We start from the raw sequence: 20,729 nt of genomic DNA, 5'->3' as shown, positions 1-20,729 counted from the left end.
GCCCGGCAGGGGCGTGCGCCCGCACGCGCCTGCCGGTGATCCGTTCTCCCCGGGCCTCCGGCCGGGGGTGTCCCCGTCGCCGGCTCATGCCCGGCCCCTTCCGGTGCCGCGGGTGGGCTCGAGCGCGGCGTCCGCCGCGGTGAGCAGGGCCACCGGGCCGGACGGCTGCGCCGGGTCCAGGAAGACCCGCGGCGAGCCGCCGGTCACGCCCGGGTCGCCCGGCTCGGTGGTGTACGCGGCCGGCTTGATGATGGCGGTGCCGTCCGGGTTGAACTTCGGCAGCTCGGTCTGCGGCTTGGGCAGCAGCGCCTTGCCGCCGTCGACGGTGCCCTTGTCGTCCACCACGCCGTACAGCGCCTGGTAGATGCGGCGGACGGCGTCACCCGAACCGCCGGAGCCGGTGCCGCCCTGGCTTATCGTCATCACGACCGCGTAGTCCCTGCTGTACGTGGTCAGCCACGAGGTGGTCTGCTTGCCCTCGACCTCGGCGGTACCGGTCTTGGCGTGCAGCTCGATCTTGCCCTGCGGCCAGCCGGCCCCGGCGAACTTCCAGGCCGCCGTACCGCTGGTGATGACGCCCGCGGTGGCCTGGTCGATGTAGCTGAGCAGCTTCTGGTCGCCGGGGAACTTGGCGTCCTCGTGCGGGGCGATCTCGCGGACGAGATCCCCGCTCGGGCTTATCACCGCCTTGGCGATGGTCGGCCGGTAGAAGGTGCCGCCGTTGCTGAGCGCGGAGTAGATCCGGGCCATCTGGATCGGGGTGACGAGCGTGTCGCCCTGGCCGATCGCGAAGTTGACGGCGTCACCGGCGCGCATCTGGTAGCCGTCGACGCAGTTCTCCCGGGCGATCTGGTCGGAGAAGCTGGTGCCGCCCTTCTCCGCCTGCTTGCACCAGGCGTCCTTGTTGTTGTCGAAGAAGGACTGCTTCCACTGCCGGTCCGGCACCCGGCCGGTGACCTCGCTCGGCAGGTCGATGCCGGTCTTGGCGCCGAGGCCGAACTGGTGGGCGGTCTTGAAGAACCAGTCGCCCGGGTCCTTCTTCGGCTTGATGCCGCCGTCCTTCATCCACTGGTCGTACGCCAGGCCGTAGAAGACGGTGTCGCAGGAGATCTCCAGCGCCTTCTCCAGCGAGATGTCGCCGAAGCTCTCGCTCTCGAAGTTCTTGAACTCGCGGCCGCCGATGGTCATGCTCTTCGGGCACGGGTAGCGCCCGTCCAGCGAGTAGCCGGCCTGCACGGCGGCGGTGGTGGAGATGACCTTGAAGGTCGAGCCGGGGGCGGACTGACCCTGTATGGCCCGGTTCAGCAGCGGGAAGTTGGAGTCCTTGCTGGTCAGCGCCTGGTAGTCCTTGCCGGAGATGCCGCCCTGCCACAGGTTGGGGTCGTAGGTCGGGGCGCTGGCCATCGCGACGATCCGCCCGGTGTGCACGTCCATCACGACGGCGGCGCCGGAGTCGGCCTCGTAGTTGCGGTTGGTCACCTTGTCGAAGGTCTTGCGGGCGTCGTTCATCGCCTGCGCCAGGTTGTCCTCGACGACCTTCTGCACCCGGGCGTCGATGCTGGTCACCAGGTTGTCGCCGGTCTGCGGCGCGACCGCGCCGGCGGTGCCGATCACCCGGCCGAGGTTGTCGACCTCCAGCTTGGTGATGCCGGCGGTGCCGCGCAGGTCGCGGTCGTACACCGACTCCAGGCCGGCCCGGCCGATCTGGTCGGCCGGCAGGTAGCGGTCCAGGCCGCTCTTGTCGGCGGTCTTGGAGACCTCCTCGTCCGTCACCGGCGAGAGGTAGCCGAGCACCTGGGCCAGGTTGGCGCCCTCGGCGCCGGTGTAGTGGCGCACGGCGGTGGGCTGCGCGGTCACCCCGGGGAAGTCCTCGCGGCGCTCCATCATCTGCATCGCCTGCTGGGTGGTCGCCTCCTTGGTGACCGGGATCGGCTGGTAGGGCGAGCCGTTCCAGCAGGGCTGCTGAGTCTTGGCGTCGCAGAGCCGGACCTTCTCCTGGACGTCCTTGGCCGGCATGCCGAGCACCTCGGCGAGCCGGCCGAGCACCGCCTTGCCGCCGTCCTTCTGCTGGAGCAGCGAGGTGCGGCTGACCGAGACGACCAGCTTCGTCTCGTTGCCGGCCAGGATCCGGCCGGAGGCGTCCAGGATCTCGCCGCGCACGGCGGGTTCGACCACCTCGCGGACGTGGTTGCCGGTCGCCTTGGCGGTGTACTCCTTGGCGTTGCGGATCTGCAGGTACCAGAGCCGCCCGCCGAGGGTGGCGAGCAGCGACAGCACCAGGATCTGCAGCACCACCAGACGGATCGTCACCCGCCGGGTACGGCCGGTCTCGGGGATGTTGCTCACGTCTCGTGCGCTCCAGGGTGCGGGTTTCCGGGAATCACGGGCATCAACGGGCCGGGGCCGGCAGGGCGGCCGGGGCCGGCAGCGCGGCTAGGGCCGCTTGGCGAACGGGCGCCGCTTCTTGTAGGTCGGGCCGGACGACGCCTCGCGGGTGGTGCGGTAGCGGGCGAGCGTGCCGAGGCCGGGGCCGCCCTCGTCGTCCCCGGTGGCGGCCGCCACCGGGTCCTTCCCGAAGCGGCGGCCGATCAGCATCACGACGGGCACCACGAACGGTGCCAGCAGCAGGTCGTACAGCAGGGCGGTGAGCACCAGGCTGTCGAGGCCGACGTGGCGGGCGGCGGTGTCGCCGACCAGGGCGCCGACCATCGCGTACAGCAGGGTGGAGGCGACGGCCGCGACCGCCACCACGAGCAGCGCGCCGGAGACCGAGCGCTGCCGGCCGTGGTCCGGGCGGAGCAGGCCGGCGGCGTAGCCCATCAGGCAGAGCACCAGGGCGTAGCGGCCGATCGCGTGGTCGGAGGGCGGTGCGAGGTCGGCCAGCAGGCCGGCGCCGAAGCCGACCAGGCAGCCGCCGGTCGGTCCGTACACCATGGCCAGGCCGACCACCACGAGCAGCAGTATGTCCGGGGTGGCACCCGGGAGTTGGAGCCGTCCGAAGACGCTGACCTGGAGGATCAGGCCGAGCAGGACGAGGATGGCGGCGACGGGGACGCGGGCGAGGCGCATGGCTCAGTTCCCCCCGGAGGGCTTGGCGGGCGGTACGGCGGCGGCCGGTGCCGCGGGGGCGGCGGGCGCTGCGGGGGCCTGGCCCTGGGCGGCGGGCGCGGGCGGCAGGACGGCGTCGCGCGGGTCGGTGCGCGGCGGCACGACCACCACCCCGACGAGGTCGAGCCGGGTGAACTGGACGAAGGGTTCGACCAGGATGGTCTTGGTGAGCTGGCCGGGGTTGGCCTCGACCTGGACGACCTTGCCGACCGGGACGCCGGGCACGAACGGGCGGCCGCTCTGCGAGCCGAAGGTGACCAGCCGGTCGCCGTCCTTGACCTGGGCCTTGCCGTTGAGCAGGGAGACCTTCATGGCGCTGGTGCCGCCGCCGGCGGCGAAGCCGATCTCGCCGCTGCCCTCCAGCCGGGCGCCGGCGGTGAAGCCGGGGTCGGAGGCGAGCAGCACGGTGGCGGTGGTGGGGGCGACGGTGGTGATCCGGCCGACCAGGCCCTGGCCGTTGATGACCGTCATGTCGCGGGTCAGGCCGTCGTCGCTGCCGGCGTCGATGGTGATGGTCCAGGAGAAGCCCTGGGCCGGGCCGATCGCGATGACCTGGGCGGCCTTGACGGTGTAGCCGCCGGCGCCGGCGGTGCGCAGCAGGTCGTCGAGCTGCTTGGTGCGGGCGCCGGCCGCGTCGGTGGAGGCGAGTTTCTGGCGCAGCTCGGTGTTCTCGCGGGCGAGCTGGTCGGTGCGGCCGCTGTGGGTGGCGGCGTCGCGGAAGGCGCGGACGGTGTCGGCGACGGGGTCGACCGCGGTGGCGGCGCCGCGCTCGACCGGGCCGAGGACGCCGGCCGCGGCCCGTCGGGCGCCGCCGAGCGGGGAGGTCTCACCGCCCTTGATGTCCACGGTGATCAGCGCGAAGGCGACGGCCACCAGCAGGATGAGCAGCAGCCGGCTCTCTCGTGTGTCCCTCACGGTGCTGGTACTGCCCCTTCGTACCTGGCCGCCCGCCCGGGCCGTGGGGCCCGGGCGGGGGCCGTTTCAGTTTGACTGTCCGGTCTGTCGGTTGTGCTAACGGCGCGGCTGGGCGTCGAGTACCTGCTGGAGCGCCTCGAACTCCTCGACGCACTTGCCGGAGCCGAGTGCGACGGAGTCGAGCGGGTTCTCGGCGATGTGGATCGGCATGCCGGTCTCGCGGCGCAGTCGCTCGTCGAGGCCGCGGAGCAGGGCGCCGCCGCCGGTGAGCACGATGCCGCGGTCCATGACGTCGCCGGCCAGCTCGGGCGGGCACTGGTCGAGGGTGGTCTTGACCGCGTCGATGATGGAGTTGACCGGCTCGTCGATGGCCTCGCGGACCTCGGCGGCGGAGATGACGACGGTCTTGGGCAGGCCGCTGACGAGGTCGCGGCCGCGGATCTCGGCGTGCTCGTCCTTCTCGCCGTCCAGGGCGAAGGCGGAGCCGATGCTCATCTTGATCTGCTCGGCGCTGCGCTCGCCCAGGAGGAGCGAGTACTCCTTCTTGATGTGCTGGACGATGGCGTTGTCCAGTTCGTCGCCGGCGACCCGGATGGACTGGGCGGTGACGATGCCGCCGAGCGAGATGACGGCGACCTCGGTGGTGCCGCCGCCGATGTCGACGACCATGTTGCCGGTGGCCTCGTGGACGGGCAGGCCGGCGCCGATGGCGGCGGCCATCGGTTCCTCGATGATGTGGACCTGGCGCGCGCCGGCCTGCGAGGAGGCCTCGATGACGGCGCGGCGCTCGACGCCGGTGATGCCGGAGGGCACGCAGACGACGACGCGGGGCCGGGCCAGGTAGCGGCGGCGGTGGATCTTGAGGATGAAGTAGCGGAGCATCCGCTCGGTGATCTCGAAGTCGGCGATCACGCCGTCCTTGAGCGGGCGGATGGCGACGATGTTGCCCGGGGTGCGGCCGATCATCTTCTTGGCCTCGGCGCCGACCGCCAGGATGCCGCCGGTGTTGGTGTTGACCGCGACCACGGACGGCTCGTTGAGCACGATCCCCTTGCCCCTGACGTACACCAGCGTGTTGGCGGTTCCGAGGTCGATCGCCAGGTCGCGGCCGATGAACGACAGGTTGGTTGCCATGGGGTGTAGGTGCCTTCCCGGGCTCGGAGTCATTGCGGGGGTGGACGAAAAGCGTGCGCCCACGGCTTGGGCAAAGGCCAGCTGACCAGCCGTACCGGGCCCTTGAGTCGCGTCCATCGTAGTCACGCCTGCCAGGACGGACGTCGAGGTGGGGCATACCGTCCATTGTCCGGAGCGTGATCGCTTCTCCGGGCATTGGGACGCCGTGTCGGCACCCTCAGTTCCCTATTTCACGATAAGAATGCCCCGGCCGGGCCAATGGTCCCGACCGGGGCACCCGAAGGGTCCCGGAGCCTGCAGGATCAGGCGTGGGCGGGGAAGAAGATCTTGATCTCGCGCTCGGCGGACTCGGGGGAGTCGGAGGCGTGGATCAGGTTCTCGCGGGTGATGGTCGCGTAGTCGCCGCGGATGGTGCCGGCGCCGGCCTCCAGCGGGTTGGTGGCCCCGGCCAGCATGCGGATGCCGCGGATGACCTCCTCGCCCTCGACGATCAGCGCGATCGACGGGCCGGAGGTCATGAACTCCAGCAGCGGCTCGTAGAACGGACGGCCCACGTGCTCCGCGTAGTGCTGCTCCAGCGTCGCCCGGTCGAAGGTGCGCAGCTCGACGGCGGTGAGCTGCCAGCCGGCCTTGCGCTCGATGCGGCTGATGATCTCGCCGGCCAGGCCGCGCTTGACGGCGTCGGGCTTGAGCAGGACGAGAGTGCGCTGGGACACGGTGCGTCTCCTGGGGATCGGTTCGGCAGGCACTCCTCCTCGGCGTGCGGAGTGCGACTACCGCAGAGGTTACCTTGCGTGAGCAGGGCCCTCTGCGCCCGGTCTACGCCGCTGCCGCGGCGGCTCGGGCGGCCTTGAACTCGTCGATCTTGCGGCCGTAGTGGACCGAGCACCACCAGAGGCCGGCGAAGACCACGCCGAGGACGAACATCGTCGGCAGCACGAAGCCGCTGGCGATCAGTCCGATCTGCAGCGCCCAGCCGATCGCCACCGCGCCGGGCCTGGTGATCATGCCGCAGAGCAGGATGCAGAGCGCCATGGCGATGCCGGTGACCGTCCAGACGGTGGCGGTGGAGACGTCGGAGAGCTGCATGGCGACCAGCCCGGCGAACATCGCCAGCAGCGCCTCGCCGATCAGCGTCGAGGAGCAGAGCGTCCTCATCGTCACTTCCTCCCGAGGAGCAGGCGGGCCTCGCCCACCGTGATGACCGAACCGGTGACCAGCACCCCGGCGCCGCCGAGGTCGCCCTCCTCCTCGGCGAGGGTGACGGCGGCGGCGATGGCGTCGTCGAGCCGGGGCTCGACCTGGACGCGGTCCTCGCCGAAGACCTCGACGGCCAGGGCGGCCAGCGCGTCCGCGTCCATCGCGCGGTGCGTGGAGTTCTGGGTGATGACGACCTCGGCCAGGATCGGCTCGAAGGCCTCCAGCAGGCCGGCCACGTCCTTGTCGCCGCTGGTGCCGATCACGCCGACGAGCCGGGTGAAGCCGAAGGACTCGCCGATCGCGGCGACGGTGGCGTGGGCGCCGTTGGGGTTGTGGGCGGCGTCCAGGACGATGGTGGGGCTGCGGCGGACGACCTCCAGGCGGCCCGGCGAGGCGACGCCGGCGAAGGCCTGGCGGACCTTGTCCGCGTCCAGCTGTCCGCCGCGGGCGCCGCCGACGCCGAAGAAGGCCTCGACCGCGGCCAGCGCCAGGGCGGCGTTCTGGGCCTGGTGGGCGCCGTGCAGCGGGATGAAGACGTCCTCGTAGTCCTCGCCGCCGAGGCCACGCAGCGTCACCAGCTGGCCGCCGATGGCGATCTCACGGTGGATCACGCCGAACTCCATGCCCTCGCGGGCGACGGTGGCGTCCACCTCGACGGCGCGCTTGAGGATGCTCTGGGCGGCGTCCAGCTGCTGCTGGGCGACCACGGCGACCGCGCCGGACTTGATGATCCCGGACTTCTCGACCGCGATCTCGCCGGTGGTCTCGCCGAGCTTGTCGGTGTGGTCGAGTGAGATCGGGGTGATCACGGAGACGGCGGCGTCGATGACGTTGGTGGCGTCCCAGGAGCCGCCCATGCCGACCTCGATCACGCCGACGTCGACCGGGGCGTCGGCGAAGGCGGCGTACGCCATGCCGGTCAGCACCTCGAAGAAGGACATCGCGACCGGCTGCTGGGCGTCGACCATCTGCACGTAGGGCTCGATGTCGCGGTAGACCTCGACGAACCGCTCGGGGCTGATCGGGGCGCCGTCCAGGCTGATCCGCTCGGTGACGCTCTCCACGTGCGGGCTGGTGTAGCGGCCGGTGCGCAGCTCGAAGGTGTTGAGCAGCTGCTCGATCATCCGGGCGGTGGAGGTCTTGCCGTTGGTGCCGGTGATGTGGATGGAGGGGAAGGACCGCTGGGGCTGGCCCAGGATGTCCATCAGCGCCTCGATCCGGTCGAGCGAGGGCTCCAGCTTGTTCTCCGGCCAGCGCTTGGCGAGCTCCAGCTCGACGTCGCGCAGGGGGTCACCCGGGGCGCCGTCGGCGGGGCGGAGGGTGTACGGGTTCGGGTCGGCCTTGTCGCTCACGACCACAGTCTACGGAGCGCCGCCGGGCAGTCCTCACGGGGTGAGAACCACCACTTTGCCCTGACTTTCCAGTTTGCCCGCTTTACTATCGATTTAGCGAGTTTGAACGGCAGTGAAGCATCGATTCGCGCCGCCAGGAGCCGCCGAGCCTTCGATCACGAGGAGAACGACGCCATGCCCGACGCCCTGCACGACTGGATCGCGCTCCGCCAGGACGGCTTCGTCCGCTTAGCCGGGCTCGTCTCGCTCGCGCTCGTCGGCTACATGGCCCTCGTCTTCGGGCGCTTCCTGGTGTACTGGGCCGGCTCCCGGCACGCCTTCCGGCACAACCGGCCCGCCGCACCCGGCGACCCCGCCGCCTTCGAGTGGCACCTGGTGATCCCCTGCCGCGACGAGGAGGCCGTGGTCACCCGGACCCTGGCCGGCCTGCGGACCGCCGCCCCCGAGGCCCACCTCTGGGTGATCGACGACGACAGCGAGGACGCCACCCGCGACCTCGTCCTCGCCGCAGCCGCCCGGGACGACCGGATCCACCTCGTCCAGCGCCGCCGCCCCCACGCCCGGATCGGCAAGGGCGCCGCCCTCAACGCCGCCCACCGGGAGATCTCCGCCGGGCTCCCCGGGGACACCGACCGTTCCCGCGTGGTGATCGGCGTGGTCGACGCCGACGGCGAGCTCGACCCCGGCACCCTCGCCCGGGTCTGCGGCGACGAGGCGCTCGGCCGGGACGACACCGGCGCCGTCCAGATCGGCGTCCGGATGCGCAACGCCGACGACGAACTCCCGCTGCCCGGCCGCGGCCGCACCGCCAACGCGCTCGCCCGCGCCCTGGTCCGGATGCAGGACGTCGAGTTCCAGGCCAACAACGCCGGCATGCAGCTGCTGCGCCGGCGCACCGGCAGCGTCGGCCTCGGCGGCAACGGCCAGTTCGTGCGGCTCACCGCCCTCGACTCGCTCACCGCCGAGGAGGGCCGGGCCGGCCGGCCCTGGCCCGAGCGCGCCCTGCTGGAGGACTACGAGTCCGGGCTCGACCTGCGCCTGGCCGGCTGGCGGATCACCCACGTCACCGAGGCGCAGGTGTCCCAGGAAGGGCTGGTCTCGCTGCGCCGCTTCCTCACCCAGCGCACCCGCTGGGCCCAGGGCAACATGCAGTGCCTGCGCTACACCGGCCGCGTGCTGCGCTCTCCGCACTACACCCCGGCCGGCAAGGCCGAGGTGCTGTACACCTTCCTGCAGCCCGTGGTCTGCGTGCTGCTGGTCCTGCTGACCCCGCTCTCGCTCGCCATCACGGCGGCCGGCCTGGTGCTCTTCCCCGCGGAGACCGCCGGATTCCAGCTCAGGTTCGGGCCGTGGATGCTGCTGGCCTTCGCGCTCGCCGCCCTGCCGATGGTGTCCTGGGGCCTCGCCTACCGCCGGCTCGTCCACCCCGGCCGCGGCCGGCTCACCGGGCTGCTCTGGGGCGTCCTGGTCTGGCTCTACGCGTACCACCTGTTCGTGGTCGCCGTCCGGGCCGCCGTCCGGCTGCTGCTCGGCCGCAACGGCTGGGCCAAGACCCGCCGCAACGCCGAGCGGGTCGCCGTCGGCGCCCCCACCGCGCTCGAGTCCTGAGCCCCCCCACCCCCGAGCCCCTCCCCCGTGACTTCCCCGGAGCACTCCCGATGAGCATCTGCCTTCCCCCCGGCGGCGTCGCCGTCGTCCTCGGCACCCGCCCCGAGCTGGTCAAGCTCGCCCCGCTGATCCACGAACTCGGCGACGCCGCCCGGCTGGTGCACACCGGCCAGCACTGGGACGAGGCGATGTCCGGCCGCTTCCTGCGCGACCTCGGGCTGCCCCGCCCGGAGCTGCTCACCGGGGTCGGCGGCCGCCCGCGGGCCGGCCAGATCGCCCAGTCCCTCGGCCAGTTGGACGCCGCGTTCGCCGAGGACCGGCCCGTCGCCGTGGTCGTCCAGGGCGACACCAACGCCACCCTGGCGGGCGCACTCGCCGCCAACGCCCGGGAGATCCCGCTGGTGCACGTCGAGGCCGGGCTGCGCAGCTTCGACCGGGCGATGCCCGAGGAGCACAACCGGGTGATGGTCGACCACGTCTCCGACCTGCTCTGCGCCGCCACCGAGGACAACGCGGCCAACCTCCGGGCCGAGTCGCTGGACGAGCAGCGGATCAGCGTCACCGGCAACACCGTGGTCGAGGTGGTCCGCCGTCAGCTGCCGAGCGCGCCGGAGCGCGCGGTCCTGCTGGCCCGGCACGGCGTCACGCCGGACGGCTACGTGCTGGCCACCGTGCACCGCCCGGAGAACACCGACACCGCCGAGGCGCTCGGCGCCGTCCTCGCCGGGCTCGACCGGATCGCCCGGGCCGGCACCCCGGTGCTGTTCCCGATGCACCCCCGCACCCGGGCCGCCGTCGAACGGTTCGGCCTGGACGGGCTGCTGGCGCGGATCGCCGTCACCGGACCGGTCGGCTACGCCGAGTTCCTGGGCCTGGCCCGGCACGCCGCCCTGCTCGTCTCCGACTCCGGCGGGGTGCAGGAGGAGTGCACGGTGCTCGGCCGCCCGCTGCTGGTCGTCCGCCGCTCCACCGAGCGCCCGGAGGCGGTGGACGCCGGCTTCGCCGCCCTGGTGCAGCCCGGCGGGGAGCTGGGCACGCTGGCCCGCGCCTGGCTGGCCGACTCACCCGAGCGGCTCGCCCGGCTGGCGGCCACCCCGAGCCCGTACGGCGACGGCCTGGCCTCGGCCCGGATCGCCCGGCTCACCGCGCGGCTGGCCGAGCAGCCCGTCCCGGCGGCCGCCTGACCCCCGTCCTCTTGACAGCCGGATTGGTCTACTCCACCTTGTGAGGCAAGTCTCCTTCCCCGACAGGGACTTGAGTTGTCGGTAGCTCCCGCACGCGCACCATCGACACCCGGACGCCCCTCCCCCACGAGGGCCGCCGGCCTCCCCCCACAGGAGATGGAGTCATGCCACCTGCCCGACACGCGCGCCCGCGCGCCGTCCACAGCCTGCTCGCCGGGGCGAGCGCGATCGCGATCGGCCTCAGCGGACTGGTCCTCGCCAACGGCACCGGCGCCCGGGCCGCCGACGTCGACCTGATCACCAACGGCGGCTTCGAGTACGGCAACCACCTCACCGGCTGGACCTGCTCCGCCGCCGCGCCCGAGAGCACCGCCGTCCACTCCGGCTCGTTCGCGCTGCGCTCCACCCCGGGCGCCGGCGACACCGGCGAATGCGTCCAGACCGTCACCGTGAAGCCCTCCTCGACGTACACGCTGAGCGGCTGGGTACAGGGCTCGTACGTCTACCTCGGCGCCCGCGGCACCGGCGGGACCGACCCCGGCACCTGGACCACCTCGGCCGGGTACGCGAAGCTCGCCACCACCTTCACCACCGGGGCGAGCACCACCAGCATCACCGTGTACCTGCACGGCTGGTACGGGCAGCCGGCCTTCCTGGCCGACGACGTCTCACTGATCGGCCCGGGCGATCCCAAGCCCTCGCCGACCGCCACCACCCCCACCCCGACCGGAACCGGCAGCCCGACCCCGACCGGCACCGGCACGCCGACGCCCACGGACACCCCGACCGACCGGCCCGGGCTGCCCAGGCACCTGCTCACCGGCTACTGGCAGAACTTCGACAACGGCGCCACCGTCCAGCGGATCAGCGACGTGCCGGCCGCGTACGACGTCATCGCGGTCGCCTTCGCGGACGCCACCACCACGCCCGGCGGCCTCGGCTTCACGCTGGACCCGACCCTCTCCGCCCGGCTCGGCGGCTACACCGAGGCGCAGTTCAAGGCCGACATCGCGGCGAAGCGGGCGGCCGGCAAGAAGGTGATCCTCTCGGTCGGCGGGCAGAACGGCACCGTCTCGGTGAACAGCTCCGCCTCGGCGACCGCCTTCGCCGACACCGCCTGGTCGCTGATGCGGAGCTACGGCTTCGACGGGGTCGACATCGACCTGGAGAACGGCGTCAACGCCACCTACCTGGGCCAGGCCCTGCACAGCCTGGCGGCCAAGGCCGGCCAGGGCTTCGTGCTCACCATGGCGCCGCAGACCATCGACATGCAGTCGACCGGCATGGAGTACTTCAAGCTGGCGCTGAACGTGAAGGACGTCCTCACCATCGTCAACATGCAGTACTACAACTCCGGCACGATGCTCGGCTGCGACGGCCAGGTCCACGCCCAGGGCGCCGTCGACTTCCTCACCGCGCTGGCCTGCATCCAGCTCAAGGGCGGGCTCCGGCCCGACCAGGTCGGGCTCGGGGTGCCGGCCTCCACCAGTGCGGCGGGCGGCGGGTACGTCAGCCCGGGCGTGGTGAACAACGCGCTGGACTGCCTCGCCGCCGGGACCAACTGCGGCGGCTTCAGGCCCGACACCAGGTGGCCCGGCATCGGCGGGGCGATGACCTGGTCGACCAACTGGGACGCCAGGGCGGGCGGCGGGATCGCGGGCACCGTCGGCTCACACCTGCACGCGATGCCGTAGTTCCCGGCGGGTTCAGCCTCCGGCGCGGGCCTCGGGGATCTCGGGGCCCGCGCCGGAGTGCCGGCGGCGAAGCTCGGCGGTGATCTCGGCCACCTCGCCGTCCGGCAGGAACGGCAGCATCATGGCGACGCCCTGGAGCAGGCCGCCGAGCAGGAAGGTGGTGTCGGCGGTGGCCGCCACCAGGCCGCGCACCTCGGCGACCCGGCCGGCCGCGACCGCCTCGATCAGCCGGGCCGCGTCCGCCGTCTCCTCGTCCACGTCGACCGCGGCGGTGTCGGCGGGGGCCCGCCGGGCCATCGCCCGCAGCACCCGGTCGCCCACCGCCGGCGCGTACGCCTTGCGGACGGCCTCGGCGGCGATCCAGGCGAGCAGGGTGGTCACCTCGCGGTGCGCGTGCTCCTCGAGGATCCGGTCCAGCGCGTCGTCGAACGCCAGCTGGTTTCCGTGCCGGAACGCGAGCAGCAGGGTCGCCGCCCTGGCTTTGGCCTCATCGACCGCTTCAGCGGGAAGTTCGTCGGCCAACTCCACCGTCACCACCACGCCTAACCCTCCCGTCACCCGTCGGCTCAGCAGAACGTCCTGCACACCGTACACATCCGACCTGCAAACTTCGGCGAACCCGCGCGGGCAAGACCGGAATGAATTCGGGCGGAATAAGACGTCACCCGGTCCAGGATGAATATTCGCCGGAAGGGAGCAACGCCATTGCGCTATTGGGAGCAGGAAAGGCTTGGACGCGGGAAAGCGGGGTAACGCGGAAAGGCCGAGGGGCCGCACCCCGCGTCGGCGGGATGCGGCCCCTCGGGGAGCCGGTGCGTCAGGCCTGCGGCAGCGCCGCGAGCTGGGCGGTGATCCGGGCGATGTCGGCCTCGGCGGCCTGCTGACGTGCGCGGATCTTGGCGACCACGTCGTCCGGCGCCTTGGCGAGGAACGCCTCGTTGCCGAGCTTGGCGGTGGTCTGGGTCTTCTCCTTCTCGGCCGCCGCGAGGTCCTTCGCCAGGCGCTTGCGCTCGGCCGCGACGTCGATGGTGCCGGAGAGGTCCAGCGCCACCGTGGCGCCGGCGACCGGGAGCGAGGCGGTGGCGGTGAAGCCCTCCTCGGGCACGGTCAGGCGCAGCAGCGAACGGATCGCCGCCTCGTGCGCCGCCAGCCGGGTGCCGTCCAGCTCCAGCCGGGCCGGGACCTTCTGGGTGTCGCGCAGGCCCTGGTCGTTGCGGAACCGGCGGACCTCGGTGACCACCTGCTGCAGCAGCGCGATCTCCGCCTCGGCGCCGGAGTCCCGGAAGCCCGCGTCCTTCGGCCACTCGGCGACGACCAGCGACTCGCCGCCGGTCAGCGCCGTCCACAGCGCGTCGGTGACGAACGGGACCACCGGGTGCAGCAGGCGCAGCGTCACGTCCAGCACCTCGCCGAGGACCCGGCGCGCCGCGTCGGCCTGCTCGCCGCCCTTGGCCAGGGTGGTCTTGGAGAGCTCGACGTACCAGTCGAAGACCTCGTCCCACGCGAAGTGGAACAGCGCGTCGGAGACCTTGGCGAACTCGTAGTCCTCGTAGAGCGCGTCGACCTCGGCCACGGTGCTGTTCAGCCGGGACAGGATCCAGCGGTCGGCGGCGGTCAGGCTCTCCGGCGCGGGCAGCGGGCCCTCGACGGTGGCGCCGTTCATCAGCGCGAAGCGGGTCGCGTTCCAGATCTTGTTGCAGAAGTTGCGCGAGCCCTTGACCCAGTCCTCGCCGATCGGCACGTCGGCGCCCGGGTTGGCGCCGCGGGCCAGGGTGAAGCGGACGGCGTCGGCGCCGTAGGCGTCCATCCAGTCCAGCGGGTCCACGGCGGTGCCGGAGGACTTCGACATCTTCTTGCCGAACTCGTCGCGGACCAGGCCGGTCAGGGCGACGGTCTTGAACGGCGCCTGGCCGTCCATCGCGTACAGGCCGAACATCATCATCCGGGCGACCCAGAAGAAGATGATGTCGTGGCCGGTGACCAGGACGTCGGTCGAGTAGAACTTCTCCAGGTCCGGGGTCTTCTCCGGCCAGCCGAGGGTGGAGAAGGGCCAGAGGCCGGAGGAGAACCAGGTGTCCAGGACGTCCGGGTCCTGGTGCCAGCCCTCGCCGGCCGGCGGCTGCTCGTCCGGTCCGACGCAGACGACCTCGCCCTCGGGGCCGTACCAGACCGGGATCCGGTGGCCCCACCAGAGCTGGCGCGAGATGCACCAGTCGTACATGTTGTCGACCCAGTCGAAGTAGCGGCGCTCCAGCTCCTTCGGGTGGATCTCCACCTTGCCGTCGCGGACGGCGTCGCCGGCCGCCTGGGCCAGCGGGGCGACCTTGACCCACCACTGCAGCGACAGCCGCGGCTCGACCACGGTGTGGCAGCGCGAGCAGTGGCCGACGGCGTGCATGTACGGGCGCTTCTCGGCGACGATCCGGCCCTGCTCGCGCAGTGCGCCGACGACGGCCGAGCGGGCCTCCATCCGGTCCAGGCCGAGGAACGGGCCGTGCACGGTGATCACACCGCGCTCGTCCATCACGTTGAGGTTCGGCAGGCTGTGGCGCTGGCCGATGGCGAAGTCGTTGGGGTCGTGCGCCGGGGTCACCTTGACGGCGCCGGTGCCGAACTCCGGGTCGACGTGCTCGTCGGCGACGACCGGGATCTCACGGTCGGTCAGCGGCAGCTTGATGGTGCGGCCGACCAGGTGCTTGTACCGCTCGTCGTCGGGGTGGACGGCGACCGCGGTGTCGCCCAGCATCGTCTCGGCGCGGGTGGTGGCGACGATGATCGAGTCCTCGCCGTCGCCGTAGCGGATCGAGACCAGCTCGCCGGGGACCTCCTCGTGCTCCACCTCGATGTCGGACAACGCGGTGAGGCAGCGCGGGCACCAGTTGATGATGCGCTCGGCGCGGTAGATCAGGCCGTCGTCGAAGAGCCGCTTGAAGATGGTCTGGACGGCCTGGGAGAGGCCCTCGTCCATGGTGAAGCGCTCGCGCGACCAGTCGACGCCGTCGCCGAGGCGGCGCATCTGGCCGAGGATCCGGCCGCCGTAGTTCTCCTTCCACTCCCAGACCTTCTCGACGAAGGCCTCGCGGCCCAGGTCGTGGCGGGAGAGGCCGGACTCGGCGAGCTGCTGCTCGACCTTGTTCTGGGTGGCGATGCCGGCGTGGTCCATGCCGGGCAGCCAGAGGGTCTCGAAGCCCTGCATGCGCTTGCGGCGGGTGAGCGCGTCCATCAGCGTGTGCTGGAACGCGTGGCCCAGGTGCAGGGCACCGGTGACGTTCGGCGGCGGGATGACGATGGTGTACGACGGCTTCTCGCTCTGTGCGTCGGCCGTGAAGTAACCGCGCTCTACCCAGCGCTCGTACAGCTCGCCCTCTACGTCCGCCGGAGCGTAGGTCGTCGGGAGGGTGGCTGCGTCGTCCCCGGCGTGTGTGCTCACGGGGCGCTGGTTCGTGGTGTCGGTCACGACGCACAGTTTACGTAACCGCGGACGCGGGTTACGAACCGCTTTCGGTCCGCGGACTCCGCGCGTCCGCCCCGGACGGCCGTCGGCCGGGTACGGTACCGTGCCCGCACACTCGTCCGGTCCTTCGTACGGACACGGACGACTCCAGACCACGACAGAAGACAGGCCGCGGGGGCGGCGGGGGAGCGCAGACGCAGATGTACGGCCAGGGTCAGCAGTATCCGCACGGTCAGCCGCAGCAGCCCTACGGGGCGCCGTACGGGGCACCGCAGCCGCAGCCGCCCTACGGCGCGCCGCAGCCGCAGTACGGGTACCCGCAGCAGGGCGCCCCGGCGCCGCAGTACGGTGCGCCCCAGCCGCAGTACGGCGCACCCCAGCCGCCCTACGGGGCCCAGCCGCCCTACGGCGCGCCGCAGCAGGCGCCGTACGGCCAGCCCGGCTACCCGGTCGCACCGCCGCCGAAGAAGGGCAAGGGCGGCCTGGTGGTCGGCCTGGTCATCGCCGCGCTGGTGCTGGGCGGCGGCGGCTTCGGCGTCTACAAGCTGATCGGCGGCTCCGGCGGCGGCGACTACAAGATCACCGCGCCGCAGACGCTGCCGGACGGCTACACCCAGAAGTCCGCCAAGGAGCAGGCCGCCGACCCGGCCAAGGCCGAGCAGTCCGAGAAGATCGGCACCGACCTGCACGTCATGATCGCCAGCTACACCAAGGGCGCCGAGGCCACCGACGGCGGGATCAGCGTCATCGGGATCTACGGGAAGATCAAGGACCCGAACGGGATCATCGAGGACTCCAAGAAGGACACCAACGGCGGTGCCACCTGGACCACCCCGATGACGGACTTCCCGGCCCAGTACGGCCACGACTCCGCGGCCAAGCTCTCCTGCGGCACCTACGGCGTCTCGATCGGCGGCAGTGCGCCCAAGAGCTCCACCACCGTCTGCGTCTGGGCCGACAAGTCCACCACCGCACGCGTGTCCTTCATCAAGGTGGGCGGCACCGCCCTCACCCCCGCCCAGGCCGCCGAGAAGACCCGGGCGATCCGCGACGCCATGGTCGTCGCCAAGTAGCCCGGCCCAGGCGTCACACTCCCCGCCGTCCGGGCCCCGGGCGGCGGGTGCCCCCGTCCGTCCCCAGAAAGGGCCACCGTGACCGAGCAGAACCCCTACGGCGCACCGCCGCCCGCCGGCCAGCCCTACGGCGGCGCACCCGTCCCGCCCCAGCCGGGCTTCGGCGCGGTGCCGCCGCAGGCCGGCCCGGGCGGGTACGGCGCCTACGCCCCGGTGCCGCCGCCGAAGAAGTCCCGCAAGACGCTGTGGATCCTGCTCGGCGTCTTCGTCGGCGTGCTGGCACTGATCGGCGGCGCCGTCGCGTACTTCGTGCTCGACGTGACCTCCAACGCGGGCACCCAGAAGATCGTCCTGCCGGCCAAGTTCCAGGCCCTCACGAAGGACGACGACAACGAGATCGCCCGGAAGATGGAGGAGGAGATCACCTCCGAGTTCGGCAAGGGCGACGGCGCCTGGAACCCGACCGGGGTGAGCGCGGTGTACCTCGACTCCTCCCAGGACCCGCAGCTCATCGTGGTCGGCGGCTACGGCAAGGTGCTGCTGCCCAAGCAGGAGCTGGACGCCATGTTCAAGGGCTTCTCCTCCGGCGGCCCGACCGTCAGCAACCGGCACTCGGTCGACGCCGGCCCCAAGGGCGGCACCATGGAGTGCGCCAAGGCCACCCAGGACGGCACCGACCTGGGCATCTGCGCCTGGGCCGACAACAGCAGCCTGATCCTGCTGATGCGGGCGCCCGAGGACGGCAAGGCCCCGGACCTCGACAAGCTCGCCTCCGACGCCCGTGACCTGCGCGCGGTCGCCGAGGTGCCGAAGTAGCAGCCCCGCGGCGGGCGAGATCCCGCCCGGAACGCCGAAGGGCCCCCGGTGTCACCGGGGGCCCTTCGCGCGTCCGGGGTCAGGCGCTCTTCTCGCGCCGCTCCCGCTTGATCATGTCGCGCGGGACGAGGGTCGGGATGGCGTGCTTGGAGACCACGTCCCCGGTGACCACCACGCGGGCGACGTCCTGGCGCGAGGGGACCTCGTACATCACGGACATCAGCACCTCCTCCATGATGGCGCGCAGGCCGCGCGCGCCGGTGCCGCGCAGGATCGCCTGGTCCGCGATGGCCTCCAGCGCGTCCCGGGAGAACTCCAGCTCCACGCCGTCCAGCTCGAAGAGCTTCCGGTACTGCTTGACCAGCGCGTTCTTCGGCTCGGTGAGGATCTGCAGCAGCGCCTCGCGGTCCAGGTTGTGCACGCTGGTGATCACCGGCAGACGGCCGATGAACTCGGGGATCATGCCGAACTTGACCAGGTCCTCCGGCATCACCTGACGGAAGTGGTCGCTGGCGTCCAGCTCCCGCTTGGAGCGGATGTTGGCGCCGAAGCCGATGCCCTTGGCACCCGCACGGCCCTCGATGATCCGCTCCAGGCCCGCGAACGCGCCGCCCACGATGAACAGCACGTTGGTGGTGTCGATCTGGATGAACTCCTGGTGCGGGTGCTTGCGCCCGCCCTGCGGCGGCACCGAGGCGGTGGTGCCCTCCAGGATCTTCAGCAGCGCCTGCTGCACGCCCTCGCCCGAGACGTCGCGGGTGATCGACGGGTTCTCGCTCTTGCGCGCGACCTTGTCGATCTCGTCGATGTAGATGATCCCGGTCTCGGCCTTCTTGACGTCGTAGTCGGCCGCCTGGATCAGCTTGAGCAGGATGTTCTCGACGTCCTCGCCGACGTAGCCGGCCTCGGTCAGCGCGGTGGCGTCGGCGATGGCGAACGGCACGTTCAGCATCCGGGCCAGGGTCTGCGCCAGCAGCGTCTTGCCGGAGCCGGTGGGGCCGAGCAGCAGGATGTTGGACTTCGCCAGCTCGATGGCGTCCTCACGGCCGTTGCCGCCGCTGCGGCCGGCCTCGCCCGCCTGCACGCGCTTGTAGTGGTTGTAGACGGCCACCGACAGCGCCTTCTTGGCGAGGTCCTGGCCGACCACGTACTGGTCCAGGAACTCGTAGATCTCGCGCGGCTTCGGAAGCTCCTCGAAGCGCACCTCGGAGGTCTCGGCGAGCTCCTCCTCGATGATCTCGTTGCACAGGTCGATGCACTCGTCGCAGATGTACACGCCTGGGCCGGCGATCAGCTTCTTCACCTGCTTCTGCGACTTGCCGCAGAACGAGCACTTGAGCAGGTCGCCACCGTCTCCGATGCGTGCCACGAGGTGCTTCCCCTTCGCCAGGGGCCCCGCGGGGGTTCCGGGGCCTGGTGCTGTGGACCGTCAACGCCGACGGCGATCGGTCTCGCTATCCGACGGTACTCTGCCGCGCCCCTGATTCCGTCCTCTTCGCCGGGTCTGCCCTACGCCCTGGGCGAATTGATACCGAACAGATGCCGTCGCCGGAGTACGCCGGCGGGCCGGGGCGGGGCGTGCCACCGCGGGCGCGCCCCGCCCCGTGCAGTGCCGACCTCAGGAGGTCAGCGAGGCCTTGCGGGTCGAGATGACCAGGTCGACGAGACCGTACTCGACGGCCTCCTCGGCCGTGAGGATCTTGTCGCGCTCGATGTCGTCGCGGACCTGCTCGACGCTCTTGTTCGAGTGCTTGGAGAGCATCTCCTCCAGCTGCTCGCGCATCCGGAAGATCTCCTTGGCCTGGATCTCCAGGTCGGACACCTGACCGCGGCCGGTCTCGGTGTACGGCTGGTGGATCAGGATACGGGCGTTCGGCAGCGCCATCCGCTTGCCGGGGGTGCCGGCCGCGAGCAGCACGGCCGCCGCGGAGGCAGCCTGGCCCATGCAGACGGTGGTGATGTCCGGCTTCACGTACTGCATGGTGTCGTAGATGGCCGTCAGGGCCGTGAACGAGCCGCCGGGCGAGTTGATGTACATCTGGATCTCGCGGTCCGGGTCCATGGACTCCAGGCAGAGCAGCTGGGCCATGATGTCGTTCGCGGAGACGTCGTCCACCTGCGAACCGAGGAAGATGATGCGCTCCTCGAACAGCTTGGCGTACGGGTCGTACTCGCGGATGCCCTGCGAGGTGCGCTCGACGAAGCGCGGGACGATGTAGCGGCCCTCGGCGCGCATGTCCTCGACGCGTGCCTTGGCGCTGGACAGGCTGGGGATGTTCATGGGGGTTCTAGTCCTCCGGAGCGTTGTGGCTGTGGTCTCGTGGGAGCCGGGGCCGAGGCTCAGGCGCCCGTGCCGCCGCCGCCGGGGACGTCCGCGGCGCTGTGCATGATCGCGTCGATCAGGCCGTACTCGAGGGCCTCCTCCGGCGTGAACCAGCGGTCGCGGTCGGAGTCCGCGGTGATCTGCTCGAAGGACTGGCCGCTGTGGAAGGCGATCAGCTCGGACATCCGCTTCTTGGTGCGGAGCAGCTGCTCGGCCTGGATGCGGATGTCGGTGGCCGAACCGCCGAGACCGGCGGACGGCTGGTGCATCAGGATGTTCGCGTTCGGCAGCGAGAAGCGCTTGCCCTTGGCGCCCGCGGTCAGCAGGAACTGGCCCATCGAGGCCGCCATGCCCATCGCGATGGTGACGACGTCGTTCTTGATGTACTGCATGGTGTCGTAGATCGCCATGCCGGCCGAGATCGAGCCGCCCGGGGAGTTGATGTAGAGGAAGATGTCCTTGTCCGGGTCCGCGGCCAGCAGCAGCAGCTGAGCGGTGATCTTGTTGGCGATGTCGTCGTCGACCTGCTGGCCGAGGAAGATGATCCGCTCGTTGAGCAGCCGGTTGTAGACCTGGTCGCCCAGGCCGCCGAGCACGTCACCAGAGGCGGCGTGCGGCGCCATCGGGCCAGGCATCTGCATCTGCGGGAACGTCACTTAGCCACCTGCTCAGTCGATTTGGACGGTCGCTCCACGGCCGTCACGATGTCGCACAGCTTCCGGGTATCACGTCGTGATTGTTGCTGTCCAAGGACCCTAACGCGCAGGCCGGGCCGCAGAATCCCTCACGCAGAACTGTTCGCTGTGAGCGCAGGGTTCCCGGCGCGCGGCGTGGCGGCGCGCCGGGACCGCCGCGGGCCCGGACGCCG

17 protein-coding genes are annotated in these 20,729 nt (G+C 71.5%); 5 read left to right on the top strand and 12 right to left on the bottom strand.

Annotated elements, in window-relative coordinates; all coding sequences use genetic code 11:
* Positions 1 to 84: 84 nt before the first annotated feature.
* The 7 genes from mrdA to ABZ885_RS16155 all read right to left on the bottom strand — a co-directional run bounded on the left by mrdA (position 85) and on the right by ABZ885_RS16155 (position 7,643).
* Positions 85 to 2,346, bottom strand: a complete 2,262-nt coding sequence (gene mrdA, locus ABZ885_RS16185; protein ID WP_360188147.1) for a penicillin-binding protein 2 — start codon at positions 2,344 to 2,346, stop codon at positions 85 to 87.
* An 87-nt stretch (positions 2,347 to 2,433) separates the two neighbouring features.
* On the bottom strand, positions 2,434 to 3,069 hold the full coding sequence (gene mreD, locus ABZ885_RS16180) for a rod shape-determining protein MreD (RefSeq protein WP_360188146.1): 636 nt from the start codon (positions 3,067 to 3,069) through the stop codon (positions 2,434 to 2,436).
* 3 nt (positions 3,070 to 3,072) lie between these two features.
* Positions 3,073 to 4,023, bottom strand: a complete 951-nt coding sequence (gene mreC / locus ABZ885_RS16175) for a rod shape-determining protein MreC (RefSeq protein ID WP_360188144.1) — start codon at positions 4,021 to 4,023, stop codon at positions 3,073 to 3,075.
* 96 nt (positions 4,024 to 4,119) lie between these two features.
* On the bottom strand, positions 4,120 to 5,145 hold the full coding sequence (locus ABZ885_RS16170; protein ID WP_360188156.1) for a rod shape-determining protein: 1,026 nt from the start codon (positions 5,143 to 5,145) through the stop codon (positions 4,120 to 4,122).
* Between the two features lie 314 nt (positions 5,146 to 5,459).
* Positions 5,460 to 5,873 carry a nucleoside-diphosphate kinase gene (ndk, locus tag ABZ885_RS16165; RefSeq protein ID WP_360188142.1) on the bottom strand — a complete coding sequence of 138 codons (414 nt, stop codon included), beginning with the start codon at positions 5,871 to 5,873 and terminating at the stop codon, positions 5,460 to 5,462.
* Between the two features lie 103 nt (positions 5,874 to 5,976).
* Entirely contained in the window at positions 5,977 to 6,315 is a 339-nt protein-coding gene (locus ABZ885_RS16160; protein ID WP_360188140.1) for a DUF4233 domain-containing protein, read from the bottom strand.
* A 2-nt stretch (positions 6,316 to 6,317) separates the two neighbouring features.
* Positions 6,318 to 7,643, bottom strand: a complete 1,326-nt coding sequence (locus ABZ885_RS16155; protein WP_360188155.1) for a folylpolyglutamate synthase/dihydrofolate synthase family protein — start codon at positions 7,641 to 7,643, stop codon at positions 6,318 to 6,320.
* A 240-nt stretch (positions 7,644 to 7,883) separates the two neighbouring features.
* On the opposite strand from ABZ885_RS16155, the gene ABZ885_RS16150 reads away from it, so the two are divergent.
* From ABZ885_RS16150 to ABZ885_RS16140, 3 genes are all read left to right on the top strand, one after another.
* On the top strand, positions 7,884 to 9,317 hold the full coding sequence (locus ABZ885_RS16150; RefSeq protein WP_360188138.1) for a glycosyltransferase: 1,434 nt from the start codon (positions 7,884 to 7,886) through the stop codon (positions 9,315 to 9,317).
* Positions 9,318 to 9,367: 50 nt separating this feature from the next.
* Positions 9,368 to 10,501 carry a UDP-N-acetylglucosamine 2-epimerase (non-hydrolyzing) gene (wecB, locus tag ABZ885_RS16145; protein ID WP_360188136.1) on the top strand — a complete coding sequence of 378 codons (1,134 nt, stop codon included), beginning with the start codon at positions 9,368 to 9,370 and terminating at the stop codon, positions 10,499 to 10,501.
* Positions 10,502 to 10,665: 164 nt separating this feature from the next.
* Positions 10,666 to 12,195, top strand: a complete 1,530-nt coding sequence (locus ABZ885_RS16140; RefSeq protein WP_360188135.1) for a glycosyl hydrolase family 18 protein — start codon at positions 10,666 to 10,668, stop codon at positions 12,193 to 12,195.
* Between the two features lie 12 nt (positions 12,196 to 12,207).
* On the opposite strand, the gene ABZ885_RS16135 is transcribed toward ABZ885_RS16140, so the two are convergent.
* Both ABZ885_RS16135 and ABZ885_RS16130 read right to left on the bottom strand, forming a co-directional pair.
* Complete coding sequence (locus ABZ885_RS16135) at positions 12,208 to 12,735, bottom strand: hypothetical protein (RefSeq protein ID WP_238741204.1); 528 nt, start codon at positions 12,733 to 12,735, stop codon at positions 12,208 to 12,210.
* A gap of 277 nt (positions 12,736 to 13,012) precedes the next feature.
* Positions 13,013 to 15,652 (bottom strand): valine--tRNA ligase, encoded by a 2,640-nt coding sequence (locus ABZ885_RS16130; RefSeq protein ID WP_360188133.1) that lies wholly within the window; start codon positions 15,650 to 15,652, stop codon positions 13,013 to 13,015.
* A gap of 197 nt (positions 15,653 to 15,849) precedes the next feature.
* Here ABZ885_RS16130 and ABZ885_RS16125 point away from each other — a divergent pair, with 197 nt between their 5' ends.
* Together ABZ885_RS16125 and ABZ885_RS16120 are read left to right on the top strand one after the other, a co-directional pair.
* Positions 15,850 to 16,722, top strand: a complete 873-nt coding sequence (locus ABZ885_RS16125; RefSeq protein ID WP_360188131.1) for a hypothetical protein — start codon at positions 15,850 to 15,852, stop codon at positions 16,720 to 16,722.
* 78 nt (positions 16,723 to 16,800) lie between these two features.
* Positions 16,801 to 17,538 (top strand): hypothetical protein, encoded by a 738-nt coding sequence (locus tag ABZ885_RS16120; RefSeq protein ID WP_360188129.1) that lies wholly within the window; start codon positions 16,801 to 16,803, stop codon positions 17,536 to 17,538.
* A 79-nt stretch (positions 17,539 to 17,617) separates the two neighbouring features.
* Here ABZ885_RS16120 and clpX read toward each other — a convergent pair whose 3' ends face one another.
* From clpX to ABZ885_RS16105, 3 genes are all read right to left on the bottom strand, one after another.
* Complete coding sequence (gene clpX, locus ABZ885_RS16115) at positions 17,618 to 18,907, bottom strand: ATP-dependent Clp protease ATP-binding subunit ClpX (RefSeq protein ID WP_030309676.1); 1,290 nt, start codon at positions 18,905 to 18,907, stop codon at positions 17,618 to 17,620.
* A 249-nt stretch (positions 18,908 to 19,156) separates the two neighbouring features.
* The gene (locus ABZ885_RS16110; protein WP_148645159.1) at positions 19,157 to 19,819 is read right to left on the bottom strand and encodes an ATP-dependent Clp protease proteolytic subunit; all 663 of its coding nucleotides are present in this window, start codon (positions 19,817 to 19,819) and stop codon (positions 19,157 to 19,159) included.
* A 59-nt stretch (positions 19,820 to 19,878) separates the two neighbouring features.
* On the bottom strand, positions 19,879 to 20,496 hold the full coding sequence (locus ABZ885_RS16105; protein ID WP_305067940.1) for an ATP-dependent Clp protease proteolytic subunit: 618 nt from the start codon (positions 20,494 to 20,496) through the stop codon (positions 19,879 to 19,881).
* Positions 20,497 to 20,729 lie beyond the last annotated feature (233 nt).

The sequence above is a fragment of the Kitasatospora sp. NPDC047058 genome, assembly GCF_040643935.1.
Classification (GTDB): Bacteria; Actinomycetota; Actinomycetes; order Streptomycetales; family Streptomycetaceae; genus Kitasatospora.
Note: the sequence above shows the minus strand (reverse complement) of the source record. Positions and strands in the feature narration are given on the sequence as shown.